Origin of the sequence: Burkholderia sp. AU28863 (genome assembly GCF_002223195.1) — a bacterium.
Lineage (GTDB): Bacteria > Pseudomonadota > Gammaproteobacteria > Burkholderiales > Burkholderiaceae > Burkholderia > Burkholderia sola.
In genome coordinates this window covers 223302-248466 of sequence record NZ_NKFE01000001.1, presented here as the reverse complement: position 1 = coordinate 248466, position 25165 = coordinate 223302, and the positions used below count along the sequence as shown (strand labels likewise).

The window sequence follows — 25165 nt, the reverse complement described above, 5'->3', positions numbered from 1 at the left end:
TGCCGGGCGCCGCGGCCCGGCCCACGTGACGGGAGAAGCGCCATATGCGTGTGGATCGCCGGATCACTCCGCCTGCGCCATCGGGCCGCCCGTCTGCGTTCCTCCTCCCCGCCCTCCTGTGCGCTGCCGTTTTCGCGGCGCTGCCCGCGCATGCGGAAGGCCCGTTCACCGTGACGAGCGACGACCTGACGCCCGGCGCCCGCGTGCGGGCCGCGAACGTGTTCGACCGCGGCGACTGCAAGGGCGCGAACCGCTCGCCGCAACTCGCATGGCGCAACCCGCCGCCCGGCACGCGCGGCTACGCGGTCACGATCTTCGATCCCGATGCGCCCGGGCATGGCTGGTGGCACTGGGCCGTCGCGGGCATTCCGGCGACCGTCACGAGCCTGCCGGCCGACGCGAGCGCATCCGGCTTCCTGCGCCGCATCGGCGCGAGCGAGGCGCGCAACGACTACGGGATCGACGGCTACGGCGGCCCGTGCCCGCCGCCCGGCAAGCCGCATCGCTACGTGATCACCGTCTACGCGCTGAAAGGCACCGACCTGCGCATTTCGCAGGGTCGCCCCGCGCCGATGTTCGAGCACGAGATCGGCACGCTCGCGATCGGCACCGCGCAACTCACGGTCACTTACGGCCAGTAGCCGCGCTGCGTCCCGCCCGGCAGCGGCGCCGCGATTGCCGGCCGCCGCGAATTTCGGTGCGCCGCACGCACACGTCGTCTCGTCATTTCGGCTTGCTAGACTCGTTCTCACCGGTCGCGGCATCCCGTGCCGCGCGACCGTCGCGCCGCCCGCCGGCGACGCGTGACGCGGCGAGCCGGCGGCCCGCCGTTCCCGTCCCTTTCCGGAGAACGCTTCATGTCGAACATCGTCATCGTCTATCACAGCGGCTACGGTCACACGCAGAAACTGGCCGAAGCCGTGCACGCCGGCGCGCAGGACGCCGGCGCGAACGTGCGCCTGATCGCCGTCGGCGATCTCGACGACGCAGGCTGGGCCGCGCTCGACGCGGCGGACGCGATCGTCTTCGGCGCGCCGACCTACATGGGCGGCCCGTCGGCGCAGTTCAAGCAATTCGCCGATGCCACGTCGAAAGCGTGGTTCACGCAGAAATGGAAAGACAAGATCGCCGCGGGTTTCACGAACTCGGCGACGATGAACGGCGACAAGTTCTCGACGATTCAATATTTCGTCACGCTGGCAATGCAGCATGGGATGGTGTGGGTCGGCACGAGCCTGATGCCGGCGAACTCGAAGGCGGCCACGCGCAACGACATCAACTACCTCGGCGGCTCCACGGGCCTGCTCGCGCAATCGCCGGCCGATGCGACGCCCGACGAGGGGCCGCTGCCGGGCGACCTCGAGACCGGCAAGGCATTCGGCCGGCGCGTCGCCGAAGCGACCGCCCGCTGGGACGCCGGCGCCCGCTGAGCATGCCTCGTCACCGGCCCGCGCGCGTACCGGCGAGCGTCAAAGGGACACAAAGACGGACATGAAGACGGCCCGCCGGCCGTCTTTTTTCGCCGCGCGCGCTGCAGTGCCGCCGGATGACGTCTTAAAATGGCGGTTTCAGGGCGCCGCGGCTCCCGTTTCATTCAGTGAGAGCGAAATGAGCACCAAAGTTTTTGTCGACGGCCAGGAAGGCACGACCGGCCTCAAGATCTTCGAATACCTGTCGGCACGCAGCGACATCGAGATCCTGCGCATCGAGGAAGCGAAGCGCAAGGACGTCGACGAGCGCCGCCGCCTGATCAACGCGTCGGACGTCACGTTTCTGTGCCTGCCGGACGTCGCGTCGCGCGAATCCGCGTCGCTCGTCGAGAACCCGGACACCACGCTGATCGACGCGAGCACCGCGTTCCGCACCAGCGCCGACTGGGCCTACGGCCTGCCCGAGCTGACCCGCGCGCAGCGCGAGAAGATTCGCACGTCGAAGCGCATCGCGGTGCCCGGCTGCCACGCGTCGGCGTTCGTGCTCGCGATGCGTCCGCTCGTCGATGCGGGCATCGTCGCGCCGACGTTCGCCGCGCACAGCTACTCGATCACCGGCTACAGCGGCGGCGGCAAGTCGATGATCGCCGAATACGAAAGCGCCGCGCCGGGCGGCAAGCTCGCGAGCCCGCGCCCTTACGCGCTCGGCCTCGCGCACAAGCACCTGCCGGAAATGGCCGCGCACACGGGCCTCGCGCACGCGCCGATCTTCACGCCGATCGTCGGCCCGTTCCTGAAGGGCCTCGCGGTGACGACCTACTTCACGCCCGAGCAGCTCGCGAAGCGCGCGACGCCGCAGGACGTGCAGCGCGTGTTCGCCGAGTACTACGCGGACGAAGCGTTCGTGCGCGTCGCACCGTTCGATGCGGACGCGAACCTCGACGGCGGCTTCTTCGACGTGCAGGCGAACAACGATACGAACCGTGTCGACCTGTTCGTGTTCGGCAACGCGGAACGCTTCGTCACGGTCGCGCGCCTCGACAACCTCGGCAAGGGCGCGTCGGGCGCCGCGATCCAGTGCATGAACCTCAACATCGGCGCGGCCGAGGACGCGGGCCTCAAACGCTGATTCAACATCGCATGCCATGCAAAGCCGGCCATTGGCCGGCTTTTTATTTGCCCGTATCAGGCAATATATAAAAACACCACCCAGCGTATTTACAAATATTTACAAGCTTTCGATTGCGCGATTACAAGCGGATTAATCCAGCCCCTTCCCGATCCAGTCAATCCCGAATAGGGATAAACCGGATACCGTCGATTTAAACATCGCTGTCATACGCCGGAAGGCGCTACGAGAGAGCGTGCCGGGCGTCGCGCATACCCCACTGCGGCAGCTTTCGGCAGCCCGTCCCGCGTTTAAATTCTTACCGTTTTCCTTATTGGGCAAGCATTCAATTCGCAGATCCCGTTTCAATCGCCTTTTTTAGACGGGTTCATCAATTGACAGCAAAAACCCAGGCAGCGACATTAGCTCGCACAATTAAACGATTGGAGACAGCGGCATGTCGCACACCTTATCGAAGGGGGTGGCAACGGCCTTTGCCATTGCCCCTTTCCTGGTTGCATGTGGTGGGGGGGACTCAGGCGGCGCGCTCGCGCCGATCAACGCGCCCCAATGTTCCGGCTCGAGCTGCGGCACGCAAGGGCAGCCGCCTTCGCAGCCGATCAACGGCGCACTGTGCCCGGCCAACGCGGATATCGTGAAGAGCACGTATCTCGGCGGCGCGGGTAGCGGCGAGATCGTCAGCGTCAACATCGACGCGGTCGCGATGACCTACACGCTCAAGTGGCTCGAATCGCCGATTCCGCTGAAGACGGGCACCGTCACGCCGAGCCGCGTCGGCACGACCATCACCGGCAAGGTCATCCATCCGCCGACCGGCACGCTGCCGACCGCCGAGCAGACGCGCTGCGCGTTCGTCCTCACGCCGGGCACGGGCCCCGCGCCGGACGGCTCGACCTATTCGACGGCCGCCGACTTCAACCAGGCGAACCCGCCGATGCTGCTGGTCGGCATGGGCGTCGCGGGCGGCGGCATTCCCGGCGCGACGATCCAGTACGACGGGCTGACGATCATCCCGGGCGTCGTTCAGAACGTCGGCCAGGTGCCGAACCGTCACTTCGACTTCTATCCGTTCCTCGGCTTCGCGAACACGACGACCGACCTCACCAAGCTGCCGGGCACGTACAACGCACTGCTCTACCACCTCGTGCCGTCGGGCAACTACGCGACGAAGGGCTCGAACTCGAGCGAGACGTTCGACGCGAACGGCGCGTGCACGTCGAGCGGCTCGGGCGGCTGCCAGACGACCGGCGATCCGTGGAAAACGAGCGCGAAGGGCGGCTACTTCGACAGCACGAAGGCGCCTCAGACGCTGCCGCAGACGCAACTGCCGATCGTCGGCGCGACCGGCAAGTCGGCCAGCGCACACATGGTGATCGGCCAGCTCAACGGCGCGACGGTTCCGGTGATCGTGCGCACGGGCAACGTGAACCTCGGCACGCCGCCGCTGCACGTCGATGCGCAGGTCGACGACGAATCGGGCATCGCGGTGCTCGGTGCGGCGACGGCGATCACGTCGGGCGCGATCGACGGCGGCTACGCGGGCGCGGACTCGAACTTCAAATACACGGCCGCGCTGATCCGCGGCGGCAACGCGTCGTTCATCAATCCGTCCACGCAGGCCGAGGAAGACGGCTTCACGCTCGACTACGGTCAGACGACGCCGGGCCTCCTGAACGCGAAGACCGCCCCGCCGAGCGGCGCGAGCTACCCGTCCGCCTCGGGCGTGGTGATCGCGACGGGCGGGCTGTACGCGGCGCTGATCCAGGGCACGGTGAATGGCGGCGTCACGTCGACGTCGGCGAATGCGACGACGTCGTCGACCCCGTACTTCGGCGTGGGCGCGCAAATCAGCAAGTAGCGATCGAGGACGCGGCGGCCGGCCTGCCGCCGCGTGACGCAGGGAAGGCACGAAGGCGCCCAGCACGGCGCAAACAAGACGAGCACGACCAACAGAAGCGGCCGACAGGGAGCTGGCCGCCGCACAAGACAAATCTGGAGGAGCAACATGAAGCGCAACCTCGTTCTGGCGGCGGCCTTTGCCGCCCCCCTTCTTTCCGCTTGCGGCGGCGGCAGCGACAACCCGCCGCCGCTCGTCGAAGAGCGGCTTTGCCCTGCCACGCTCGACTACAACACCGTGTTTACGGGCGGCGCGGGCAGCGGCGAACTCGCGAAAGTCCAGCTCGACACGACCAAGATGACCTGGCAGGTCACCTATGTCGAATCGGCCGTGCCGCAAAAGACCGGCACCGTCACGCCGACCCGCGCGGGCACCGTCGACAGCGGCACGCTCACGCAGGAAACGCTGCTGCCGACCAACAAGCTGAACCAGTGCGCATTTCGCCTGAACGGCGCGAGCCTCGATGCGTCGCGTCCGGCGCGCATCTTCGTCGGCTTCGGCGTCGCGGGCGGCACGATTCCCGGCAAGGAGATCCAGTTCGACGGCGTGCTCGGCCAGGCCGCGGTGCCCGACACGAAGTTCCCGTACTACCCGTTCATCGGCTTCTCGTCGATCGAAACCGACATCACGAAGGTCGCGGGCACGTACAGCCACATCGGCTTCGGCGAAGTGCCGTCGCAGAAATTCGGGCCGGCGTCGATCGACGCGAAGGTGACGATCAACGCGGACGGCACGTGGACCAAGTGCGACACGACCGGCCAGTTCGCCGGCGGCGCGTGCACGCAGCAGGGGACGAACTTCGTGCAGTCGGCGGACGGCAGCGGCGCGTTCCAGTCGAACAACTACGCGAGCCAGCTGAAGCCGACGCTGTCGGCCACGCCGCAGGGCAAGGGCTTCATGGTCGTCGGCAAGCTGCGCAACCAGCTCGTGCCGATCCTCGTGCGCACGGGGGTCGCGAACCCGAACCCGACGCCGGACAGCAACGGTGTGCCGGGCCTCACCGCCGACGACGAATCGAGCATCTCGATCCTCGCGCCGCAGACGGCCGTCGCGGCCGGTTCGCAGAACGGCGAATACATCGGCGTCGACAGCCAGTTCGATTACCGGACCACCGCGCTGATCGACAAGCAGGCCACGCTGCTCGATCCGTTCCAGCCGTCGCAGGCGTCGCTCACGAGAGTGCTCGACCTCGACTACACGCAGAAGGTGCCGGGCACGGTCACGACGATCCACACGGGTTCGGGCAGCACGTCGCCGACCGGCAAGTTCATCTTCTCGGGTGGCGTGTTCGGTTTCCTCGACAACGCGGGATCGACGCCGTATTTCACAATCGGCGCATTCGTCCAGTAAGCGGAGGGGAAAGCCGTGATGAAGAAAACCCTTCTCTGCGCGGCGGCCGGCGCCGTCGCCGTGGCGCCGCTCGCCGCGCACGCGCAGAGCGCCGGCAGCAACGTCGTCACGCTGGGCTGGTTCCACATCATGCCGCAGCAGAGCAGCACGCCGATGACGACCCACGTCGCGCCGACGCCGATCAACACGCCGCTGCGGCTGCCGCCGTCGTTCACGTCGGCCGGCACCGGGCTGCACACGAGCGGCGCCGACACGGTGGGCCTGACGGTCAGCCACTTCCTGACCGACCACATCGCGGTCACGTCGGTGGCCGGCGTGCCGCCGGTGTTCAAGGTGTCGGGCCAGGGCACGATCAAGCCGCCGGGCCCGGCCGGCGCGCTCGGCACGCAGAACATCGGGCTGGCCTCGGTCAATCCGATCGTGAAGAGCGTGCGGCAGTGGAGCCCGGCGGTGATCCTGCAGTACTACTTCGGGCAGGCGACCGCGAAGTTCCGGCCGTTCCTCGGCCTCGGCGTGTCGTACAACTGGTTCAGCGACCTGCAGCTCAACACGAACTTCATCAAGCAGACGCAGGACAACCTCGGCGCGATCCTCGCGGCGGGCGCGGGCAAGCCGGGCACGACCTCGGTGGAGGCGAAGGCGTCGTCGTCGTGGCAGCCGGTGTTCAACGCGGGCCTGCAATACAACATGACGGAACACTTCGGGCTGGTCGCGTCGGTAACCTACATCCCGCTGAAGACGACGTCGACGGTGACGATCAAGGCGGCGGACGGCTCGGTGCTCGCCGAGTCGAAATCGGACCTGAAGGCAGACCCGATCATCAGCTACGTCGGGATGACGTACAAGTTCTGAGCGCGGCGACCGCCGGCGAATGGCATGCCGCGACACAATCGCAGGCAAAAAAAAGCCCGCCTGATCGGCGGGCTGAATCCATATCAGAGGAGACATGGAGGAGACAGGTGCAATCATAGCGAATCGGTTTCCGCAATGCAACATTTCCGTAGAGAAAATAAGGATTTTCCCTCGAACGCGGCCTCTAGCCCGTCGTGACGGCGCCCGACCCCTTTTTATTCTCCCGGTCGAGCACTTCGCCCAGCGCGTCGCGCAGCAGCGCGACCGGCCGCATCAGGCGGCCCGGCAACGTGCCGTGCACGATCCATACGTTGATCCGCGTTTCCAGCCCCGCCGTTTCCACCACCCTCAGCGCATCGCGATGCGCGCTGCGCGCCAGCGCGTTCGGCGGCGCGATGCCGATGCCGGCACCGCGCGCGACGAGCGACAACTGCAGTTCCGAGCCGAATGCCTCGACCGCAACGTCGAACGGCAACCCGGCCGCGCCGAGCGCACGGCTCAGCGCCGAACGCATCCCGCAGCCGTCCTGGCTCAGCACCCACGGAAAGCCCGATAGCGTGTCGAGCGACAGCGGGCCGTCGGGCAGCGGAAAATCGCGCGCGGCGACGAGCACCGTCGGCTGCGTGGCGAGCAGCGTCGCCGTCAGCGCGTCGGGCAGCGCCGCGCTCGCAGGCACCATCACGGTGGCGACGTCGAGCGCGCCGCGCTCGATGCCCTGCACCAGCGCGGGCGACCAGCCGGCCGTCACGCGCAGCGTGAGGCGCGGAAACGCGTCGCGCAGCCGGTCGACCGGCCGCTCCAGCGCCAGTTCGGACAGAAACGGCGGCACGCCGATGCGCAGCTCGCCCGACGGCTCGCTGTCCGGTGTGCCCGCCGCCAACAGCTCGTCGACCGCGCCAAGCACGTTGCGCGCGAGCGCGTAGACGTCGCGCCCGGCGGCGGTCGGCTTCAGCGGCTTGCTCTGCCGTTCGAGCAACGGCACGCCGAGCAGCGTTTCGAGGTTCTGCACGCGCCGCGTCAGGCCCGGCTGCGTCAGGTGGAGCTTCGCGGCCGCGGCGACCATCGACCCGCTGTCGACGACCGCGACGAACGCCTGGAGATCACGCGTATTCAAAACAAACTCGCATAATCATGTTAGACATATTTCAATTGTCGCATAAACATCGGGCACCTACGATGGGAGTTCCTTCGACCTCCCACTGGTTTGCAATGAACTGCCCTGCCCATCGTTGCTCCGCACCTGCTTCTCCGTCCGTCGCCGCGCCGCCCGCACTGAGCACCGGCATGACGCTGTTCTTCGCCGCGACGGTCGGTGTGATCGTGATGGACCTGTTCGCCGCGCAGCCGTTGACCGGCCCGATCAGCGCGGACCTGCACCTGCCGCCCGGCCTCGCCGGCCTCGTCGCGATGCTGCCGCAGTTCGGCTACGCGGCCGGGCTCGCGTTGCTCGTGCCGCTGGTCGACCTGCTCGAGAACCGCCGCCTGATCGTCGCGACGCTCGCCGTCTGCGCGGCCGCGCTCGCGCTGCCCGCCTTCACGCGGTCGGGTACCGTGTTCCTGCTTGCGACGCTGGTGGCCGGCGCGGCGTCGAGCGTGATCCAGATGCTCGTGCCGATGGCCGCGTCGATGGCGCCCGACGCGCAGCGCGGCCGCGCGGTGGGCAACGTGATGAGCGGGCTGATGCTCGGGATCCTGCTGTCGCGGCCGCTCGCGAGCCTGATCGCGGGGTCGGCCGGCTGGCGCGCGTTCTATCTGCTGGCCGCGCTCGCGAACGCGGCGATCGCCGTCGTGCTCGCGCTGCGCCTGCCGGCGCGCACGCCGTCGATCACGGCCAGCTACCGCGCGTTGCTCGCGTCGATGGGACGCCTGCTTGCCGACGAGCCGGTGCTGCGCCGGCATGCGCTGTCGGCCGCGCTCGCGATGGCCGCGTTCAGCGCGTTCTGGACCGCTGTCGGGCTGCGGCTCGCACAGCCGCCGTTCGCGCTCGATCTGCACGGCATCGCGCTGTTCGCGTTCGCCGGCGCGAGCGGCGCGATCGTCACGCCGCTCGCCGGCCGCGCGGGCGACCGCGGCCACGGCCCGGCCGCGCAGCGGCTCGCGCACGGCACGATGCTCGCGGCGCTCGTCGTGCTCGGCGTCGCCGGCGCAGGCTGGTTCGGTTTCGATACGCACGCGCATCGCGGCGTCGCGCTCGCGCTGCTGGCCGGCGGCGCGGCGCTGCTCGATGCGGGCGTGATCGTCGACCAGACGATCGGTCGCCGCGCGATCAACCTGCTGAACCCGGCCGCACGCGGACGCCTGAACGGGCTGTTCGTCGGGCTGTTCTTCGTCGGCGGCGCGCTCGGCGCGGCGCTCGCGGGCAGCGCGTGGGCATGGGGCGGCTGGAGCGCGGTGTGTGGTGTCGGGCTCGCGTTCGCCGGCGCGGCAGCCGTGTTCGGGCTGGCGACCGGACGCGGGGCCGGCGCGGCAGCGCTGGATCGGCCGCGTGCGTGAGCACGCACCGGTGAAGCGGCGCCCAAAAGCCGAACGCCCCGCCCTCTCGCGAGGGACGGGGCGTTCGGTACGCCGCGGTCGGCCGGGAATCAGTGCCGGACCAGCGCCATCATCGCGCCGAAGCCGACGAACAGCCCGCCCGTCAGCCGGTTGAACACCTTCGCGACGCTCTGGCTCTTCAGCGTGGCGCCGACGCGCGTGCCGAACGACGCGTAGACGAGATACCAGCTCACCTCGATCACCGCGAACGTGACGACGAGGATGCCGAACTGCGGCAGCGTCGGCTCGGCCGCATTGATGAACTGCGGCAACAGCGCGGCCGCGAACAGGATCGCCTTCGGGTTGCTGCCCGCGACCAGGAAGCCGTTGCGGAACAGTGCGACGCGCGATGCCGATGCCGATGCCGATGCCGCATCGACGTCGGCCGCCGGCGCGTCGTCCACGCGTGCGCGCCACGCCTTCACGCCGAGATAGATCAGGTAGGCCGCGCCCGCGAAGCGCAACGCATCGAACGTCGCCGGCCATGCCTCGAGCACCGCGCCGAGCCCGGCCGCGGAAACCGCGAGCATCAGCACCAGCGCGCTCAGGCAGCCGGCCATCGTCGCGGACGAGCGCCGCAGCCCGTGGCGCGCGCCGTGCGTCATCACGAGCAGCATGTTCGGGCCCGGAATCGCCGACACGACGAACACCGTCGCCACGAAAAGCCACCACGTATGCAAGTTCATGACTGCCTCTGCCTGAAATAAATGTAGGGAAAACGGACTGTCGATTATGCCGTGCGCAGCGCGCTTCTGGCGCGTCAGCGGCCGGCGCGGCGCAGCGCGGCCTCGCCGAGCACCGCGAAATCCTGGTCGCCGCCGCCGTGCGCGAGCGCGTCGAGCAGGCTGTCGCGCACGACGCTCGCCACCGGCAGCGGCACCGACGTCGCGTCGCCCGCCTCCAGCGCGAGCCGGACGTCCTTCAGCCCGAGCCGCGCCTTGAAGCGCGCGGGCTCGTAGCGCCGCTCGGCGATCATCGCGCCGTAGCCTTCGTAGACGGGCCCCGGAAACACGCTGCTGGTGATCACGTCGAGGAAATCGCGCATCGCGACGCCGTGCGCGCCGAGCAGCGCGGACGCCTCGCCGAGCGTCTCGATCGCCGACGCGAGCGTGAAGTTCGCGGCGATCTTGGCGACGTTCGCATGCTGCGGCAGCGAGCCGAACCGCCAGGTCTTCTGGCCGATCGCATCGAACAGCGGCTGCACGCGGTCGATCGCCTCGGCCGGGCCGCCGGCCATGATCGTCAGGCGCGCGGCGGCCGCGACGTCGGGCCGCCCCATCACCGGCGCGGCGACATAGTCGATGCCGCGCGACGCATGCGCGTGCGCGAGCGATTCGGCGAGCGCGACCGACACCGTCGCCATGTTCACGTGGATCAGCCCGCGCGGCGCCTGGGCCAGCAGCGCGTCGTCGAACACCGCGCGCGCGGCCGCATCGTCGCCGAGCATCGAGAACACCGCGTCGCCGCGAAACGCGTCGGCCGGCGTGTCGACGATCCGCGCGCCGAATGCCGCGAGCGGCTCGGCCCGCTCGCGCGACCGGTTCCAGACCCGCACCGTGTGGCCCGCCTTCAGCAGGTTCGTCGCGATCGCCTGCCCCATTTCGCCCAGCCCGATAAACCCGAGATCCATGTCCCGCTCCTTCGCTCCGTGAAGCCGCGAGTTAAACACAGATGCCGGCGCGCTGCAGCGCCTGCCGCCGGCCGGGCGCGGTGCGCACCGGCGCCAGAAAAAACAAAACCCCGCATGCGGGAGCATGCGGGGTTGGCCGACCGATGACCGGCAACGCCGGCCGTGGCCGCGAGCCGCTTAGTTCTGCGTGCCTGCGTCGTTCGTGCCGGCTGCCGATGCGGCTGCCGCCTTCGCCTGGCCCTTCTTCGAACCGTGGTGCTTCAGCTGGTGCTTCGGCTTGCTGTGATCCTTCTTGGCCGGTGCCGAAGCGGCGGCCGACGTGTCGGCTGCCGGCGCGGACGCCTGTGCGAATGCCGAAACCGATGCGAGAGCGAATGCTGCGGCGATGATCGAAGCGAGCGTCTTCTTCATTGTTCTTCCTTTAGCGGAGAAAAAATCAAACGTACCGGTAATGAGAGATGCGAGGCATTCGCACCGGAGCCCCAGGCCGCGAGGCCGGCTTTCGCCGTTCCGTCGCGACAAAACCTGGCGCACTCGTTCCATAACGCACCGCGTTCGCCGCAAGTTGACACGTTGCCGGCATCCTCGGGTTTCCCCGGGGGCAGCCGGGTCTGCCGCCCCCGCGCGGCGCCGCAAACCGGCTCGCGCGGCGCCGGAGCGACGCTTATACTGGCGTCCATCCGTCCCTTTCCCCGGAAACCGGGTCGCGGCCGGTCGCACGACCGCCGCCGTCTCGAGGCGCTCAAATTGCCCGATCACAATCTGGACAAACTGAAAATCGACCGGCGTCCGATCGCCCCGGCGCCACGCCGGCGTCGCTGGGCGCGCTATGCAGTCGCCGCCGCGCTCGTCGTCATCGCGATCGTCGCCGGCCTCGCGCTCACCGGCCGGCCGACCGTCGACACCACGTCCGTCACGTCCGCCTACCCGTACCAGAACGACACGCAGCTCAATGCGACCGGCTATGTCGTGCCGCAGCGCAAGGCCGCGGTCGCGTCGAAGGGCCAGGGGCGCGTCGAGTGGCTCGGCGTGCTCGAAGGCACGCGCGTGAAGCAGGACGAGATCATCGCGCGGCTCGAAAGCAGCGACGTGCAGGCGTCGCTCGCCCAGGCGCGCGCGCAGGTGCAGGTGTCCCGCGCGAACCTCGGCGTCGCGCAGGCCGAACTGAAGGACGCCGAAATCGCGCTGCGCCGCACCGCCGCGCTCGCGCCGAAGGGCGCGGTACCGGCCGCGCAGCTCGACACCGACACGGCGCGCGTGAACAAGGCGCGCGCGACGCTCAACAGCGACCAGGCCGCGATCGCGTCGGCGGAAGCGAACGCGCAGGCCGCGCAGGTGGCGGTCGACCAGACGGTGATCCGCGCGCCGTTCGACGGCATCGTGCTCGCGAAGCACGCGAACGTCGGCGACAACATCACGCCGTTCTCGTCCGCGTCGGACAGCAAGGGCGCGGTCGTGACGATCGCCGACATGGAGACGCTCGAGGTCGAGGCCGACGTCGCCGAATCGAACATCGCGAAGATCCGCGCCGAGCAGCCGTGCGAGATCCAGCTCGACGCGCTGCCCGACATGCGCTTCGCGGGCCGCGTGTCGCGCATCGTGCCGACCGTCGACCGCTCGAAGGCCACCGTGCTCGTGAAGGTGCGCTTCGTCGACCGCGACGAGCGCGTGCTGCCCGACATGAGCGCGAAGATCGCGTTCCTGTCGAAGCCCGCGTCGCCGCAGGACCGGCAGCCGGTGACGGCCGTGCAGGCGAGCGCGGTGGTCGAGCGCGACGGCCGGCCGGTCGTGTTCGTCGTGAAGGACGACGCCGTGCATGCGGTGGCCGTGACGAAGGGCGCGCGGATCGGCGAGCTCGTCGCGGTGCGCGGCGTGAAAGCCGGCGACACGGTCGTGCTCGCGCCGGGCGCGAAGCTGAAGGACGGCGCGAAAGTGGCCGTCGCGAAGAAGTAGCGCGCGTGAACGACGCCCGGCCGCCCCTCGTCGAGCTCAGCCACGTCGCGAAGTCGTACCGGCGCGGCAACCAGGTCGTGCCCGTGCTGACCGACATCACGCTCGACATCGGCGAAGGCGACTTCGTCGCGCTGATGGGGCCGTCGGGCTCCGGCAAGAGCACGCTGCTGAACCTCGTGGCCGGCATCGACCGGCCCGACAGCGGCGAGCTGCGCGTCGGCGGCCTCGACATCTCGCAACTCGCCGAGGCGCAACTGGCCGAATGGCGCGCGGCGAACGTCGGCTTCATCTTCCAGTTCTACAACCTGATGCCCGTGCTCACCGCGTTCGAGAACGTCGAGCTGCCGCTGATGCTCACGCACCTGTCGCGCCGCGAGCGACGCGAACGCGTCGAGCTCGTGCTCGACATGGTGAATCTCGGCGATCGCACGAGCCATTACCCGTCCGAGCTGTCGGGCGGCCAGCAGCAGCGCGTCGCGATCGCGCGCGCGCTGATCACGGATCCGGTGCTGATCGTCGCCGACGAGCCGACCGGCGACCTCGACCGTGCATCGGCCACCGACGTGCTCGCGATGCTGCAGCGGATGAACGCCGAGCTCGGCAAGACGATCATCATGGTGACGCACGACGCGCACGCGGCCGGCGCCGCGCGCTCGCTCGTCCATCTGGAAAAAGGGGAACTGATCGATGGGCACGCCGGCTGACCGGCAGCGGGGGCGCGCGCCGTGTACGTGCTGAAGCTGATCGCGCGCAACGCGCTGCGGCACCGGCTGCGCACGCTGCTGACCGTGCTCGGGCTCACGATCGCCGTGCTCGCGTTCGGGTTGCTGCACACCGTCGTCGACGCGTGGTACGCGGGCGCGGCGGCCGCGTCCAGCGGGCGGCTCGTCACGCGCAACGCGATCTCGCTGGTGTTTCCGCTGCCGGTCAGCTACGAGAACCGCATTCGCGGCGTCGACGGCGTGACGGCCGTGGTCCGCTCGAACTGGTTCGGCGGCATCTACCGCGACCCGAAGAACTTCTTCGCGAGCTTCGCGGTGTCGGAGAACTATCTCGACCTGTATCCGGAATTCATCCTGCCGGCACAGCAGCGCGCCGACTACGACCGCGACCGCCGCGGCTGCCTCGTCGGCCGCCAGCTCGCGACGCAGTTCGGCTTCAAGGTCGGCGACGTGATTCCGCTGAAGGGCACGATCTACCCGGGCACGTGGGACTTCGTCGTGCGCGGGATCCTCGACGGCCGCGACGATTCGACGATCACGCGTCAACTGGTGTTCCACTGGGATTACCTGAACGAGACGGTGCGCAAACGCACGCCGAAGCAGGCCGACCAGGTCGGCGTGTTCGTGCTCGGCGTCGCGAACCCCGACGACGGCGCGTCGATCGCGCGCCACGTCGACGCGGTATTCAAGAACTCGCTCGCCGAAACACTGACCGAGACCGAGCAGGCGTTCCAGCTCGGCTTCGTCGCGATGTCGAACCAGATCATCGCGGCGATCCGCCTCGTGTCGTACGTGGTGATCCTGATCATCATGGCCGTGATGGCCAACGCGATGGCGATGAGCGCGCGCGAACGCACGGCCGAATACGCGACGCTGAAAGCGCTCGGCTTCGGCCCCGGGTTCCTCGCGCTGATCGTGTTCGGCGAATCGGTCGTGATCGCGGTGATCGGCGGCGGGCTCGGGATTCTCGCGACGCCGCCCGCCGCGAGCCTGTTCAAGCAGGCGGCGGGCGGCATTTTCCCGGTATTCAAGGTGTCGACCGAAACCGTCGTGCTGCAGGCCGCGTGTTCGGTCGCGGTCGGCCTCGCGGCCGCGCTCGTGCCGGCGTGGCAGGCCGCGCGCGTGCGCGTGGTCGAAGGCCTGCGGGCGATCGGGTAAGGCGCGCATGGCGATCCCGCTCACCTACATCGCACGCAATCTGTGGACCCGGCGCCTCACCACCGCGCTCACCGCCGGCGGGATGGCGCTCGTGATCTTCGTGTTCGCGACGGTGCAGATGCTCGATGCCGGTCTCACGAAAACGCTCGTGTCGACCGGCGAACCCGACAACGCGGTGGTGATCCGCAAGGGCGCCGAGACCGAGATCCAGAGTTCGATCGACCATCAGCAGGCCAACGCGCTCGAGATGCACCCGGCCGTCGCGCTCGGCCCGGACGGACGGCCGCTCGTGTCGAAGGAGGCCGTGGTGCTGATCTCGCTCGTCAAAACGTCGACCGGCAAGCCGTCGAACGTCGTGATCCGCGGCGTGTCGCCGGCCGGCCTCGCGCTGCGGCCGCACGTGAAGCTCGTGGCCGGCCGCCCGTTCGCGCCCGGCTCGTCGGAGATCGTCGTCGGCAGCGCGATCGCGAAAGGCTTCAGCGGCACGCAGCTCGGCGACAGCCTGCACTTCGCGCAGCGCGACTGGACCATCGTCGGCATCTTCGACGCGGGCGGCAGCGGCTTCGATTCGGAGATCTGGGGCGACGTCGACCAGCTGATGCAGTCGTTCCGCCGCACCAGCTATTCGTCGATGGTGCTGCGCATCCCGAGCGCCGACGGCTTCTCGCGCTTCAAGGCCGACATCGACGTCGACCCGCGGCTGACCGACGAGGCGAAGCGCGAGCAGACCTTCTACGGCGACCAGTCGAAGGCGCTGTCGACGTTCATCAACATCCTCGGCATCACGCTGTCGACGATCTTCTCGATCGCCGCGATGATCGGCGCGATGATCACGATGTATGCGTCGGTCGCGAACCGCGTGGCCGAGATCGGCACGTTGCGCGCGCTCGGCTTCAAGCGCACCAACGTGCTCGCCGCATTCCTGCTGGAGGCGCTGCTGCTCGGCTTCGTCGGCGGCGTCGCGGGGCTCGCGTGCGCGTCGCTGATGCAGTTCGCGTCGTTCTCGACGACCAACTTCCAGACCTTCTCGGACCTGTCGTTCCGCTTCGTGCTGACGCCCGCGATCGTCGTGAAGACGCTCCTGTTCTCGCTCGTGATGGGGCTCGTCGGCGGGTTCCTGCCGGCGATGCGCGCCGCGCGGCTGAAAATCGTCGACGCGCTGCGCGCGCAGTGACGCGCACCGCCGCGCCGCACACGTTCAACGTTCGCGCGGCACCCACGCGCCGTGGAACCCGGCCGGCACGCGGCGCGGCAAGTGCACGGTCGCGACCGGCCCCGCGTCGATCGCGCGCGCATCGAGGATCACGACGTCGCTCGTATCCGTCGCCGCGCGGTAGACCATCACGAGCAGCCAACCGTCGTCCTCGTCCGCGCCGCCCGGGCGCGGCACGAACACCGGCTCGCCGTTCTGGTCGCCGGCCGGCACCGCGTAGTGCATCGTCGTGCCGCGCACATGGTCGAAGCGCATCACGCCGCGCATTTCCGCGTTATTCGGCTGCTCGGCCGCATACAGATAGCGATAGCGGCGCCCGGTCCGGCTTTCGTTGATGCGCGGCAGCTCGATGCCGCCTTCGGCGAGCGGCCCTTCGTCGATCAGGCCGTTCGCGGTGTCGATCACGTAACGCCACAGCTCGCCGACCGGGTTGTCGGCGAAGCGGCCCGTGCGCGCGTCGAGCCGCAGGAACGACGGATAGCGCACCGCATCGAGCACGATGCACGACGCGTCGCAGTCGTACGCGTTCACGACGTGCTGGATGAAGCACGGCTCGACGCCGAACCAGCGCACGTCGCCGCCGTGGCGCGGCAGCACGCCGATGCGCGCGGGCCGGTCGTCGTGCCAGCGCAGCGGCATCCGGTGGCCCTGCTTCAGCAGCGAGAAGTCGTAGCCGACGTTCAGGTCGAGCAGCAGGCTGCGGGTTTCGGTGATCGCGAGGTCGTGCATCATCGACGGCGCGCCCAGCGCGATCTCGAGATCGACGCGCGGCACGCCGTGCGCATCCGCGACGCCGTAGCGCAGCCACGGCGCGCGCCAGTCCGCGCGGAACAGGATCAGCTCGCCGGTTACCGGGTCGACCTTCGGATGCGCGGTCATCGCTCCGTCGAAGCCCGCGTGCCGCGCCGGCACGCCGAACGAATCGAGCGCGGCGGTGATCGCGAGCGGCGCGCCGCCCTCGGCCAGCGCGAGCAGTTCGCCCGCATGCTGCAGCACGTTCACGTTCGGATTGGTGTCGGGAAGATGCGGCACTTGCCCCGGTGCGTGGACGGCAGCCCAGCGCCGCGTGCGCGCCCAGCGGTTCCGGTAGCCGGCCGCGCGGCCGCCGTCGAACGCGATCGCATGCAGCATCGCGGCCTCCGGCCACCACGACAGCACGTCGTTGCCTTCGAAGCGGCCGCCCGGCGGGTTCGGGCCGTTGCGCAGCAACGCGCCGTCGAGTTCGCGCGGAATGGCGCCCGTCACGCGCAGGTCGACGAGGTCGACTTCGTCGGCGACCGGCGCGATCGCGCCGCGGTTCAGGTCGAATACGGTCATCGCGTCGGCGCTCCGTCAGCAGTCGTCGGCGGCCGGCGGCAAATCGCCGCGCGCCAGTGCGAGCGCATGGTCGCGCACGTCGTCCGGCCAGCCGGCGATCAGCTCGGCCAGCCGCGCCGGATCGTTCGCATACAGCGCCCGCGCGGCTTCCTCGAAACCGGGCAGGTCGCCCGCCATCGCCGACATGAAGTGGTACGCGCGCGCCTGCGCGTCGCGGTGCCGGTCGGCTGCCGCATGCGTGCGTCGCGCGTCCTCGACGAGCTTGCGCAGCGCGACCGACGCGCCGCCCGGCTGCGCGCCGAGCCATTCCCAGTGACGCGGCAGCAGCGTGACCTCGCGCGACACCACGCCCAGCTTCGGCCGGCCTCGGCCGCGCTGTTCGCCCGCGCCTGCGCCTGCGCCTGCCGGCTCGCCGGCGCCGCCGGATGCGTCGCCCGACGGCGCCGCATAGCGCGCGCGGATGTCGTCCGCCGTGCCGCGCAGGTCGAGGTCGATCGAGCGGCCCGTCGCGTCGTCGAAGATCAGGATCGTGCCGGGCGTCGCGTCGCCGGCCGCCTGCCGGACCGCGAGTGCGACCGTCGCAAGCGGGCCCGACGCGAGCCGCCGATGGCCGTCGAAGGCCGTGTAAGAAGGAAGGAGCGTGGAAGAGGTCATCGTGGTCGCCCGCAGGCTGGAATCGGAATGGCGCTATTTTTATCCGGGTATTAATTGAATGTCAATATTATCCGGGTAAAAAATCATCATTATCGAAATCCATCCTGCGGAGGCGACCGCGGTGGCCGATCAGATCGCCCGCGCCGGCGCCACGATGCCGCGCGCGCTGGCCAGCGCGTCGTCGAGCGACACATGCCCTTCGAACGCCGACGACGCCGGCGGCGGCAGGTTCTCCTCGATCGCGTGCGCGAACTGCACGCCGGCATCGTCGGCGAGCCGCGCGCGCAGCGCGGCGACGCGCGGGAACGCATCGCGCTCGAACACCGCGTGATAGTCGGCCCAGCGCGCGATTCCCGTGAAGTACGCGTCGGCCAGCGTGCGCCGTGCGCCCAGCAGCCACGGCCCTTCGCCACGCTCGAGCAGCGCTTCGAGCTGCCGGTGCGCCTTCAGCACCTTGCCGCGGCCGTACGCCTGCAGCGCCGCCTTCTCGCTGCCTTCGGCGCCGTGTTCGTACACGTACCAGAGCGCGCCGAACGCGCTGAAGAACGTCGTGTTCAGCCACGCCAGCATCCGGTTCAGCCGGTCGAAATCCGCGCTGCCCTGGCGAAACGCGAGGCCGCTGTCGAGCGCCTGCGCGCCGATATGGCCGAGGATCGCGATGCTTTCGGTCAGCACGTCGCCGGCCGCGGTGACGAACGCCGGCGTCTCGGCGACGGGGTTCAGTGCGACAAAGGCGTCGCTCGTCACGGCGCCCGGCATCGTGATGCGCGACAGCCGGTACGGGCGGCCGGTCCATTCGAGCGCGACGATCGAGCCGAACGAGCAGCCGGCGGGAATACCGTAGAGAAGGATCGGAGACATCGGGGAATTCCGCGGAAGTTGAACGAGCAGTCATGCTCCCACGGCGAACGATGGCGCAGTAGCCGCTAAAATCGAAACCCGTCGTTTCTCCATATGGACGCTGGAAGTGAATCTGAACGATCTCTACCTGTTCGTGCAGGCGGTGGATGCCGGCAGCATGTCGGCGGCCGCGCGCCGGCTCGACCTGCCGAAATCGACGGTCAGCAAGCGCGTGGCCGAACTCGAGCGCACGCTCGGCGCGCGGCTCGTGCATCGCACGTCGCGCAGCTTCCGGCTCACGCCGGTCGGCGCCGAATTCTTCGAGCATGCGCGCGCGGCCGTGATCGAGGCCGACAGCGCGCGCGACGCGGTGCTGCGGCAAACCGCCGAGCCGGCGGGCGTCGTGCGGATCACGAGCTCGGTGCCGGTCGCGCAGCACATCCTCGCGCCGTGCCTGCCGGCGCTGGCGATCGCGCATCCGAAGCTGCTGCTGCAGATCCATGCGAGCGACCGCCTCGTCGACATCGCGCAGGAAGGCTTCGACATCGCGGTGCGCAGCCATTTCGCGCCGCTGCCCGATTCCGCGCTCGTGCAACGGCCGCTCGCGGCGTCGCCGATCGTCGTCGTGGCAGCGCCGGCCTATCTCGCGCGGGCCGGCACGCCCGACACGCCGGCCGATCTCGCGCAGCATGACGGGCTCCACCCGGGCACGCAGTCATGGCGGCTGCAGCGCGGCGGCGAGACCGTCGACGTGACGCCGCGCCTGCGGCTGCAGGCCGACGAATCGACGCTGTTGCTGCAGGCGGCGGCCGCCGGCCTTGGCCTCGCGTGCCTGCCCGACTGGATCGCCGATACCGGGCTCGCGTCCGGCGCGCTCGTGCGCGTGCTGCCCGGTTGGCGCGCCGGCACCGTCACGACGACGCTGCTGATGCCGCACCGGCGCGGCCAGTTGCCCGGCGTACGCGCCGCCGTCGAGTTTCTCGCGCAGCACGTGGCGCGCCATCATGGCAGCGGCGCGGATGACGCGCGCGCGTGACCGCGCCCTTCATTGATCGATTCAAATGCTGAATCGATCAAGTCAGCAATTGGCATGAAAGCGCAAATACCGACATGACAGAATGGCCCGGACGCCCTGCCCGCCTCGGCGTCCGGTGCCCGGCCTCCGCCGGCGGCATCCATACATTACGCGCGCACCCGACGCGCCTGCCGCACGACGGCGCCTTCCGCCCTTCGGAGGAGACAGGTCATGAATCCGCTTCACGCATTGCCGGCGTCCGCGTCGGCAACGGCCCGGCGCACCCGCGTGCGCTGGCTGGTGCTGGCCGTGCTGTTCGCGGTCACGACGATCAACTATGCGGATCGCGCGGCGATCGCGATCGCGGGCCCGAGCCTCGCCCGCGCGCTGCACCTGAGCCACGTGCAGATGGGCTTCATCTTTTCCGCGTTCGGCTGGTCGTACGTGATCGCGCAATTGCCGGGCGGCTGGCTGCTCGACCGCTTCGGGTCGCGGATCGTCTACGCATTCAGCATCTTCTTCTGGTCGCTGTTCACGCTGCTGCAGGGCGGGATCGGCTTCTTCGGCGGCGCGGCGGCGTTCGCGCTGCTGTTCGGGCTGCGCTTCCTGGTCGGCGCGGCCGAGGCACCGTCGTTCCCGGCCAACAGCCGGATCGTGTCCGCGTGGTTCCCGGCCGCCGAACGCGGCACCGCGTCGGCGATCTTCAACGCCGCGCAGTACGCGGCGACCGTCGTGTTCGCGCCGCTGATGGGCTGGCTCGTGCACGCGTTCGGTTGGCAGTCGGTGTTCGCGGTGATGGGCGTGCTCGGCTTCGCGTTCGTGCTGGTGTGGAGCCGCACGATGTACGACCCGAAGGCGCACCCGACCATCAACCGCGCTGAACTCGATTACCTCGCCGAAGGCGGCGCGCTCGTCAACATCGACCAGGCGACGGGCGCACGCGCCGACGGCCCGTCGATGCGTCACGTGAAGGCGCTGCTGAGAAACCGGATGCTGGTCGGCGTGTACGTCGCGCAGTACTGCATCAACGCGCTCACCTACTTCTTCATCACGTGGTTTCCCGTCTATCTTGTGCAGGCGCGCGGGATGTCGATCCTCAACGCGGGGCTCGTCGCGTCGATCCCGGCCGTGTGCGGGTTCCTCGGCGGAATTCTCGGCGGCGTCGTGTCCGATGCGCTGCTCAAGCAGGGCCGGTCGCTGTCGGTCGCGCGCAAGGTGCCGATCGTGATCGGCATGCTGCTGTCGATGTCGATGATCGTCTGCAACTACACGGATTCGCACGTGCTCGTCGTGCTGTTCATGGCGCTGTCGTTCTTCGGCAAGGGGCTCGGCGCGCTCGGCTGGGCCGTCAACGCCGACACCGCGCCGCGCCAGATCGCCGGCCTGAGCGGCGCGCTGCTCAACACGTGCGGCAATCTTTCCAGCATCACGACGCCGATCGCGATCGGCTATATCGTCGACCGCAGCGGCTCGTTCAACGGCGCGCTCGTCTATGTCGTCGCGCATGCGCTCGTCGCCGTGATCTGCTACCTGTTCGTCGTCGGCGAGATCCGCCGCGTCGAGCTTCAATGAACGGCGCGGGCCGCGCCGGCGCGTCCGGCGGCCCGCACGCCACCGGAACCAGGAGCGAACCGATGTCCGAACCCAGCCGTGCCGGCACCCCGCGCGTCACGCGCATGCAGGTGATTCCCGTCGCCGGCCGCGACAGCATGCTGCTCAACCTGTGCGGCGCGCACGCGCCGTACTTCACGCGCAACCTCGTGATCCTCGACGACAGCAGCGGGCACACGGGCGTCGGCGAAGTGCCGGGCGGCGAAGGCATCCGCCAGGCGCTCGAACGCATGACGGATCTCGTGGTCGGCCAGTCGATCGGGCGCTACCAGGCGACGCTCAACGCGGTGCGCGCGGCGCTGTCCGGCGCGGGCGCCGGTGCCGGCCGCACGATCCGCCATGAAGTGACGTCTGCCGGCGAGGCGGCCGTGCTGCGCCAGCCGCATGAAATCAACCTGCGGCTCGACAACGTGATCACGGCGATCGAAGCCGCGCTGCTCGACCTGCTCGGCCAGCACCTCGACGTGCCGGTCGCGGCGCTGCTCGGCGAAGGCCAGCAGCGCGATGCGGTACCGATGCTCGCGTACCTGTTCTATCTCGGCGACCGACGTCGCACCGATTTGCCGTATCGCGACGACGCTCACGCATCGGATGCCTGGTTCCGGCTACGCAACGAGACGGCGCTGACGCCGGCCGCGATCGCGCGACAGGCCGAAGCCGCGGTCGAACGCTACGGTTTCGCCGATTTCAAGCTGAAGGGCGGCGTGATGGCCGGCGCCGACGAGATGGAGGCGATCGCGGCGATCAAGGCGCGCTTTCCCGACGCGCGCACGACGCTCGACCCGAACGGCGCGTGGTCGCTCGACGAGGCCGTCGCACTGTGCCGCGGGCAAGGCCATCTGCTCGCGTACGCGGAAGATCCGTGCGGGCCGGAAGGCGGCTATTCGGGCCGCGAGGTGATGGCCGAATTCCGCCGCGCGACGGGGATCCCGACCGCGACCAACATGATCGCGACCGACTGGCGGCAGATGGATCATGCGGTGCGGCTGCAGGCGGTCGACATTCCGCTCGCCGATCCGCATTTCTGGACGATGCAGGGCTCGGTACGGCTCGCGCAGCTGTGCCGCGACTGGGGGCTCACGTGGGGCTCGCACTCGAACAACCACTTCGACGTGTCGCTCGCGATGTTTACGCATGCGGCGGCGGCCGCGCCCGGCACGATCACCGCGATCGACACGCACTGGATCTGGCAGGAAGGCGACGCGCGGCTCACACGCGAGCCGCTCGCGATCGTCGGCGGCAAGGTGGCCGTGCCGGAACGGCCGGGGCTCGGGATCGAGCTCGACATGGCGCAGATCGAGGCCGCGCATGCGCTGTACAACGCGGTGGGTGGTACGGCGCGCGACGATACGGTGGCGATGCGTTATCTGGTGCCGGGGTGGACTTATGATCCGAAGCGGCCGAGTCTGGGGCGGGTTTAGGGCGGGGTGGCGGGTGGGCTGACGGGTGGCGGTTGCCAAACGCGGAAAACGGTCGCATCCTGCCGGCTGCCTGGCTCGGCCCGCGCGGCGGACGGTCGGGTGCCCTCGTCCATCCGCAAAAAAACGCGCTCGCCATGACGTCACCCGATCCGACACCGCGGCAGATCATCGTCTTCGTGCTGTATTCGGTGCTGTGCCTGCCCGCGAGCATGACCGTCGCCGGATATCTCGCGACCCGGATCACGCAGAACGTATCGAACTTCGAAGGCGGGGCGGGCTATGCGGCGCTGTCGTGGATCTTCATTCTGACCTGCGCGTTCTGCGGGCTGTCGATCGCTCTCTGCGTGCTGCTGCGGAAGAGGACCGCGGTGCTCGCGGTCATGACGGTGGGGTTCGCCGTGTTGTCGGTGCCGACGTTCAGATTGATCCACGCGCTGGCAACTTAGCGCGTCGGTCAAGGTCACGCGAAAAACAAAAAGGCCCGATCTCGCGATCGGGCCTTTCGAATTCCGTTGGTGGAGCGGAGGAGGATCGAACTCCCGACCTTCGCATTGCGAACGCGACGCTCTCCCAGCTGAGCTACCGCCCCAACAGTCGATCATCATACACACGCATTTCCGCGCTTGGCAATAGGGGTTACGTCACCCCGACGCGTTATTTTGACGGCGCGCCGGCCAGCACCCATTCGACCACCGACCGGACGTCGGCGTCGCTCATGCGCGGATGCGCGGGCATCGGAATCGCGCCCCAGACGCCCGAGCCGCCGTCCTTCACCTTCTTCGACAGCTTCGCGACCGCCTGCGGATCGGACTTGTAGCGCGCCGCGATATCCTTGAACGACGGGCCGACGAGCTTGCGGTCGACCGCGTGGCAGCCCATGCACGCGTTGCTGCGGGCAACCTTCAGGCCGTCGCCGACGTCCGCGTGCGCGGCGCCCAGCGTGCCGGCCACGAGCGCCGCGGCCGCCGCGCCCTGCGCGATCCATCGTTTGATCTGCTTCATCTGCCTGCCCGTCATTGCGCCTTCGCCTTCGGATTGCCCGGATGCACGCTCGACGAATTCGAGATCGGCGCGGGCGGCTGCAGCGGTGCGGACTGCACCGACGCATCGGGCACCGCGCCCACCGTCGCGCTGTCCGCCGGGGCGGCAGCCGCCTGCGCGCCGGATGCGCCGCTCGCGGGCGACGCGTCCTGCAGCGCCTGCGCGTCCTGCGGCTTCACGTACTGGAACACCTTCACGACCTTCTCGACGCCCGGCACCTGGCTCGCCGCTTCCGCGCCGCGATTGCCTTCGTCCACCGTGACGAGCCCCATCAGGTAAAGATTGCCGCGTTCGCTGACGACCTTGTAGTAGTTCGCCGAGATGCCCTTCGTCGCGATCAGCTCCGACTTCACGCGCCCTTCGAGGTACGAGTCGTTCGCGCGCGACGACAGCGACGACGCCGGCCCGACCGACAGCTCGTTGACGATGCCGTTCACGTTGTTGATGCCGCGCACGATTTCCTCGGCGCGCTGCTTCGACGCATCGTTCGGCACTTCGCCCGTCAGCAGCACGCGGCGATTGAACACCGTCACGTTCACGTGCGACTGGTCCGGCAGCCCGTTGTTGATCTGCGTGAGCGACTTGACCTGGATCTCGCGATCCTCGGTCTGCGCGCCGAGCGTGCGGCGATCGGTCGCGATCAGCGCGCCGCCGCCGGCCGCTGCGCCCACGACCCCGAGCACACAACCCTGCAGCGACACGGCGAGGCCCGCCGTCAGCGCGGCGAGCAGCGTGGTTCTGACGAGCGTCTGTTTGACGCGGCTTTGATTCATCGACGGCTCTCCTTCGTTCAATCCTCACCCAGCAGCATCGCGTCGATGCCGTCGCACAGGCAGTGGATGGTCAGCAGATGGACTTCGTGGATGCGCGCCGCGCGAACGGCGGGCACGCTGATCGGAATATCGGTATCGGACAGCACGGCCGCGACCGTGTGGTCGTTGCCGCCCGTCAATGCGACGACGGTCATCTCGCGCTCGTGCGCCTCGTCGATCGCCGCGAGCACGCGCGGCGATGCGCCGAGCGCGTCGAGCACCAGCAGGATGTCGCCCGTCTGGCCCAGCACGCGCACCTGCTGCGCGAACAACTGCTCGGCCGCCGCCGCGCCCGCGAGGCCGGCCTGCGATGCGTCGGTGGCCAGCGCGATCGCGGGCAGGCCCGGACGCTCGCGCTCGAAACCGCCGACGAGCGACGCGGCGAGGTACTGCGCGGCGGCGGCCGACGGGCCGTCACCGCACGCGACGATCTTGTTGCCGTTCGCCAGTGCGGCGAACATCGCATCGACCGCGGCTGCGATCGGCAGCGACAACGCGTCGGCCGCTTCGGCGTGAAGCGCGGCGCTGTCGCGGAATTGTTGCTGAATACGTTCGACTGACATCGATTCCTGGTGAACTGGGCGCGCG

Annotated in this window: 25 protein-coding genes and 1 tRNA gene; 15 read left to right on the top strand and 11 right to left on the bottom strand. The window is 69.2% G+C overall.

What is annotated here, in order from left to right:
- The first annotated feature begins 44 nt into the window (after positions 1–44).
- The 6 genes from CFB81_RS01165 to CFB81_RS01140 all read left to right on the top strand — a co-directional run bounded on the left by CFB81_RS01165 (position 45) and on the right by CFB81_RS01140 (position 6658).
- Positions 45–641, top strand: a complete 597-nt coding sequence (locus tag CFB81_RS01165; protein ID WP_089434407.1) for a YbhB/YbcL family Raf kinase inhibitor-like protein — start codon at positions 45–47, stop codon at positions 639–641.
- Between the two features lie 216 nt (positions 642–857).
- Entirely contained in the window at positions 858–1430 is a 573-nt protein-coding gene (locus CFB81_RS01160; protein WP_011546661.1) for a flavodoxin family protein, read from the top strand.
- A 178-nt stretch (positions 1431–1608) separates the two neighbouring features.
- Complete coding sequence (argC, locus tag CFB81_RS01155; RefSeq protein ID WP_069619234.1) at positions 1609–2559, top strand: N-acetyl-gamma-glutamyl-phosphate reductase; 951 nt, start codon at positions 1609–1611, stop codon at positions 2557–2559.
- A gap of 436 nt (positions 2560–2995) precedes the next feature.
- Entirely contained in the window at positions 2996–4417 is a 1422-nt protein-coding gene (locus CFB81_RS01150; protein ID WP_089434406.1) for a DUF2957 domain-containing protein, read from the top strand.
- Positions 4418–4564: 147 nt separating this feature from the next.
- Complete coding sequence (locus tag CFB81_RS01145; protein ID WP_089434405.1) at positions 4565–5806, top strand: DUF2957 domain-containing protein; 1242 nt, start codon at positions 4565–4567, stop codon at positions 5804–5806.
- A gap of 18 nt (positions 5807–5824) precedes the next feature.
- Positions 5825–6658 carry an OmpW family protein gene (locus CFB81_RS01140; RefSeq protein ID WP_089434404.1) on the top strand — a complete coding sequence of 278 codons (834 nt, stop codon included), beginning with the start codon at positions 5825–5827 and terminating at the stop codon, positions 6656–6658.
- 184 nt (positions 6659–6842) lie between these two features.
- Here CFB81_RS01140 and CFB81_RS01135 read toward each other — a convergent pair whose 3' ends face one another.
- Complete coding sequence (locus CFB81_RS01135; protein ID WP_089434403.1) at positions 6843–7772, bottom strand: LysR family transcriptional regulator; 930 nt, start codon at positions 7770–7772, stop codon at positions 6843–6845.
- 95 nt (positions 7773–7867) lie between these two features.
- Between CFB81_RS01135 and CFB81_RS01130 the strand changes: the two genes are divergently transcribed.
- Positions 7868–9151 (top strand): MFS transporter, encoded by a 1284-nt coding sequence (locus tag CFB81_RS01130; protein ID WP_089434402.1) that lies wholly within the window; start codon positions 7868–7870, stop codon positions 9149–9151.
- Between the two features lie 89 nt (positions 9152–9240).
- Here CFB81_RS01130 and CFB81_RS01125 read toward each other — a convergent pair whose 3' ends face one another.
- The 3 genes from CFB81_RS01125 to CFB81_RS01115 all read right to left on the bottom strand — a co-directional run bounded on the left by CFB81_RS01125 (position 9241) and on the right by CFB81_RS01115 (position 11231).
- Positions 9241–9876: a LysE family translocator gene (locus tag CFB81_RS01125; RefSeq protein ID WP_089434401.1), complete on the bottom strand. Its 636-nt coding sequence runs from the start codon at positions 9874–9876 to the stop codon at positions 9241–9243.
- Positions 9877–9950: 74 nt separating this feature from the next.
- Entirely contained in the window at positions 9951–10946 is a 996-nt protein-coding gene (locus CFB81_RS01120; RefSeq protein ID WP_256975909.1) for an NAD(P)-dependent oxidoreductase, read from the bottom strand.
- A gap of 51 nt (positions 10947–10997) precedes the next feature.
- Positions 10998–11231 carry a hypothetical protein gene (locus CFB81_RS01115; RefSeq protein ID WP_012327737.1) on the bottom strand — a complete coding sequence of 78 codons (234 nt, stop codon included), beginning with the start codon at positions 11229–11231 and terminating at the stop codon, positions 10998–11000.
- A gap of 336 nt (positions 11232–11567) precedes the next feature.
- On the opposite strand from CFB81_RS01115, the gene CFB81_RS01110 reads away from it, so the two are divergent.
- The 4 genes from CFB81_RS01110 to CFB81_RS01095 are packed head-to-tail and all read left to right on the top strand — an operon-like array spanning position 11568 to position 15827.
- Entirely contained in the window at positions 11568–12773 is a 1206-nt protein-coding gene (locus CFB81_RS01110) for an efflux RND transporter periplasmic adaptor subunit (RefSeq protein ID WP_069619227.1), read from the top strand.
- A 5-nt stretch (positions 12774–12778) separates the two neighbouring features.
- Positions 12779–13477 carry an ABC transporter ATP-binding protein gene (locus CFB81_RS01105; protein WP_069619226.1) on the top strand — a complete coding sequence of 233 codons (699 nt, stop codon included), beginning with the start codon at positions 12779–12781 and terminating at the stop codon, positions 13475–13477.
- 21 nt (positions 13478–13498) lie between these two features.
- Positions 13499–14653 (top strand): ABC transporter permease, encoded by a 1155-nt coding sequence (locus CFB81_RS01100; RefSeq protein ID WP_089434400.1) that lies wholly within the window; start codon positions 13499–13501, stop codon positions 14651–14653.
- A gap of 7 nt (positions 14654–14660) precedes the next feature.
- Entirely contained in the window at positions 14661–15827 is a 1167-nt protein-coding gene (locus tag CFB81_RS01095; RefSeq protein WP_089434399.1) for an ABC transporter permease, read from the top strand.
- A 24-nt stretch (positions 15828–15851) separates the two neighbouring features.
- Here the strand turns inward: CFB81_RS01095 and CFB81_RS01090 are convergent, their stop codons facing one another.
- From CFB81_RS01090 to CFB81_RS01080, 3 genes are all read right to left on the bottom strand, one after another.
- Entirely contained in the window at positions 15852–17183 is a 1332-nt protein-coding gene (locus CFB81_RS01090; protein WP_089434398.1) for a carotenoid oxygenase family protein, read from the bottom strand.
- A 15-nt stretch (positions 17184–17198) separates the two neighbouring features.
- Positions 17199–17837 (bottom strand): DUF2239 family protein, encoded by a 639-nt coding sequence (locus CFB81_RS01085; RefSeq protein WP_089434397.1) that lies wholly within the window; start codon positions 17835–17837, stop codon positions 17199–17201.
- A 129-nt stretch (positions 17838–17966) separates the two neighbouring features.
- Positions 17967–18698, bottom strand: a complete 732-nt coding sequence (locus CFB81_RS01080) for a glutathione S-transferase family protein (RefSeq protein ID WP_069619221.1) — start codon at positions 18696–18698, stop codon at positions 17967–17969.
- Positions 18699–18798: 100 nt separating this feature from the next.
- On the opposite strand from CFB81_RS01080, the gene CFB81_RS01075 reads away from it, so the two are divergent.
- The 4 genes from CFB81_RS01075 (at position 18799) to CFB81_RS01060 (ending at position 23170) form a co-directional block, all read left to right on the top strand.
- Entirely contained in the window at positions 18799–19713 is a 915-nt protein-coding gene (locus CFB81_RS01075) for a LysR substrate-binding domain-containing protein (protein ID WP_306427148.1), read from the top strand.
- A 210-nt stretch (positions 19714–19923) separates the two neighbouring features.
- The gene (locus tag CFB81_RS01070; RefSeq protein ID WP_089434395.1) at positions 19924–21264 is read left to right on the top strand and encodes an MFS transporter; all 1341 of its coding nucleotides are present in this window, start codon (positions 19924–19926) and stop codon (positions 21262–21264) included.
- A gap of 62 nt (positions 21265–21326) precedes the next feature.
- On the top strand, positions 21327–22724 hold the full coding sequence (locus tag CFB81_RS01065) for an enolase C-terminal domain-like protein (protein ID WP_089434431.1): 1398 nt from the start codon (positions 21327–21329) through the stop codon (positions 22722–22724).
- Positions 22725–22858: 134 nt separating this feature from the next.
- Complete coding sequence (locus tag CFB81_RS01060; RefSeq protein WP_089434394.1) at positions 22859–23170, top strand: hypothetical protein; 312 nt, start codon at positions 22859–22861, stop codon at positions 23168–23170.
- Between the two features lie 67 nt (positions 23171–23237).
- Here the strand turns inward: CFB81_RS01060 and CFB81_RS01055 are convergent.
- The 4 genes from CFB81_RS01055 to CFB81_RS01040 form a co-directional block, all read right to left on the bottom strand.
- Positions 23238–23313, bottom strand: a tRNA-Ala gene (locus CFB81_RS01055).
- Between the two features lie 65 nt (positions 23314–23378).
- Entirely contained in the window at positions 23379–23741 is a 363-nt protein-coding gene (locus CFB81_RS01050) for a c-type cytochrome (protein ID WP_069618678.1), read from the bottom strand.
- Positions 23738–24538 (bottom strand): BON domain-containing protein, encoded by an 801-nt coding sequence (locus tag CFB81_RS01045; RefSeq protein WP_050011839.1) that lies wholly within the window; start codon positions 24536–24538, stop codon positions 23738–23740. The genes CFB81_RS01050 and CFB81_RS01045 overlap by 4 nt, the downstream gene beginning before the upstream one ends.
- A gap of 17 nt (positions 24539–24555) precedes the next feature.
- Entirely contained in the window at positions 24556–25140 is a 585-nt protein-coding gene (locus tag CFB81_RS01040) for an SIS domain-containing protein (protein WP_089434393.1), read from the bottom strand.
- Positions 25141–25165: the final 25 nt, after the last annotated feature.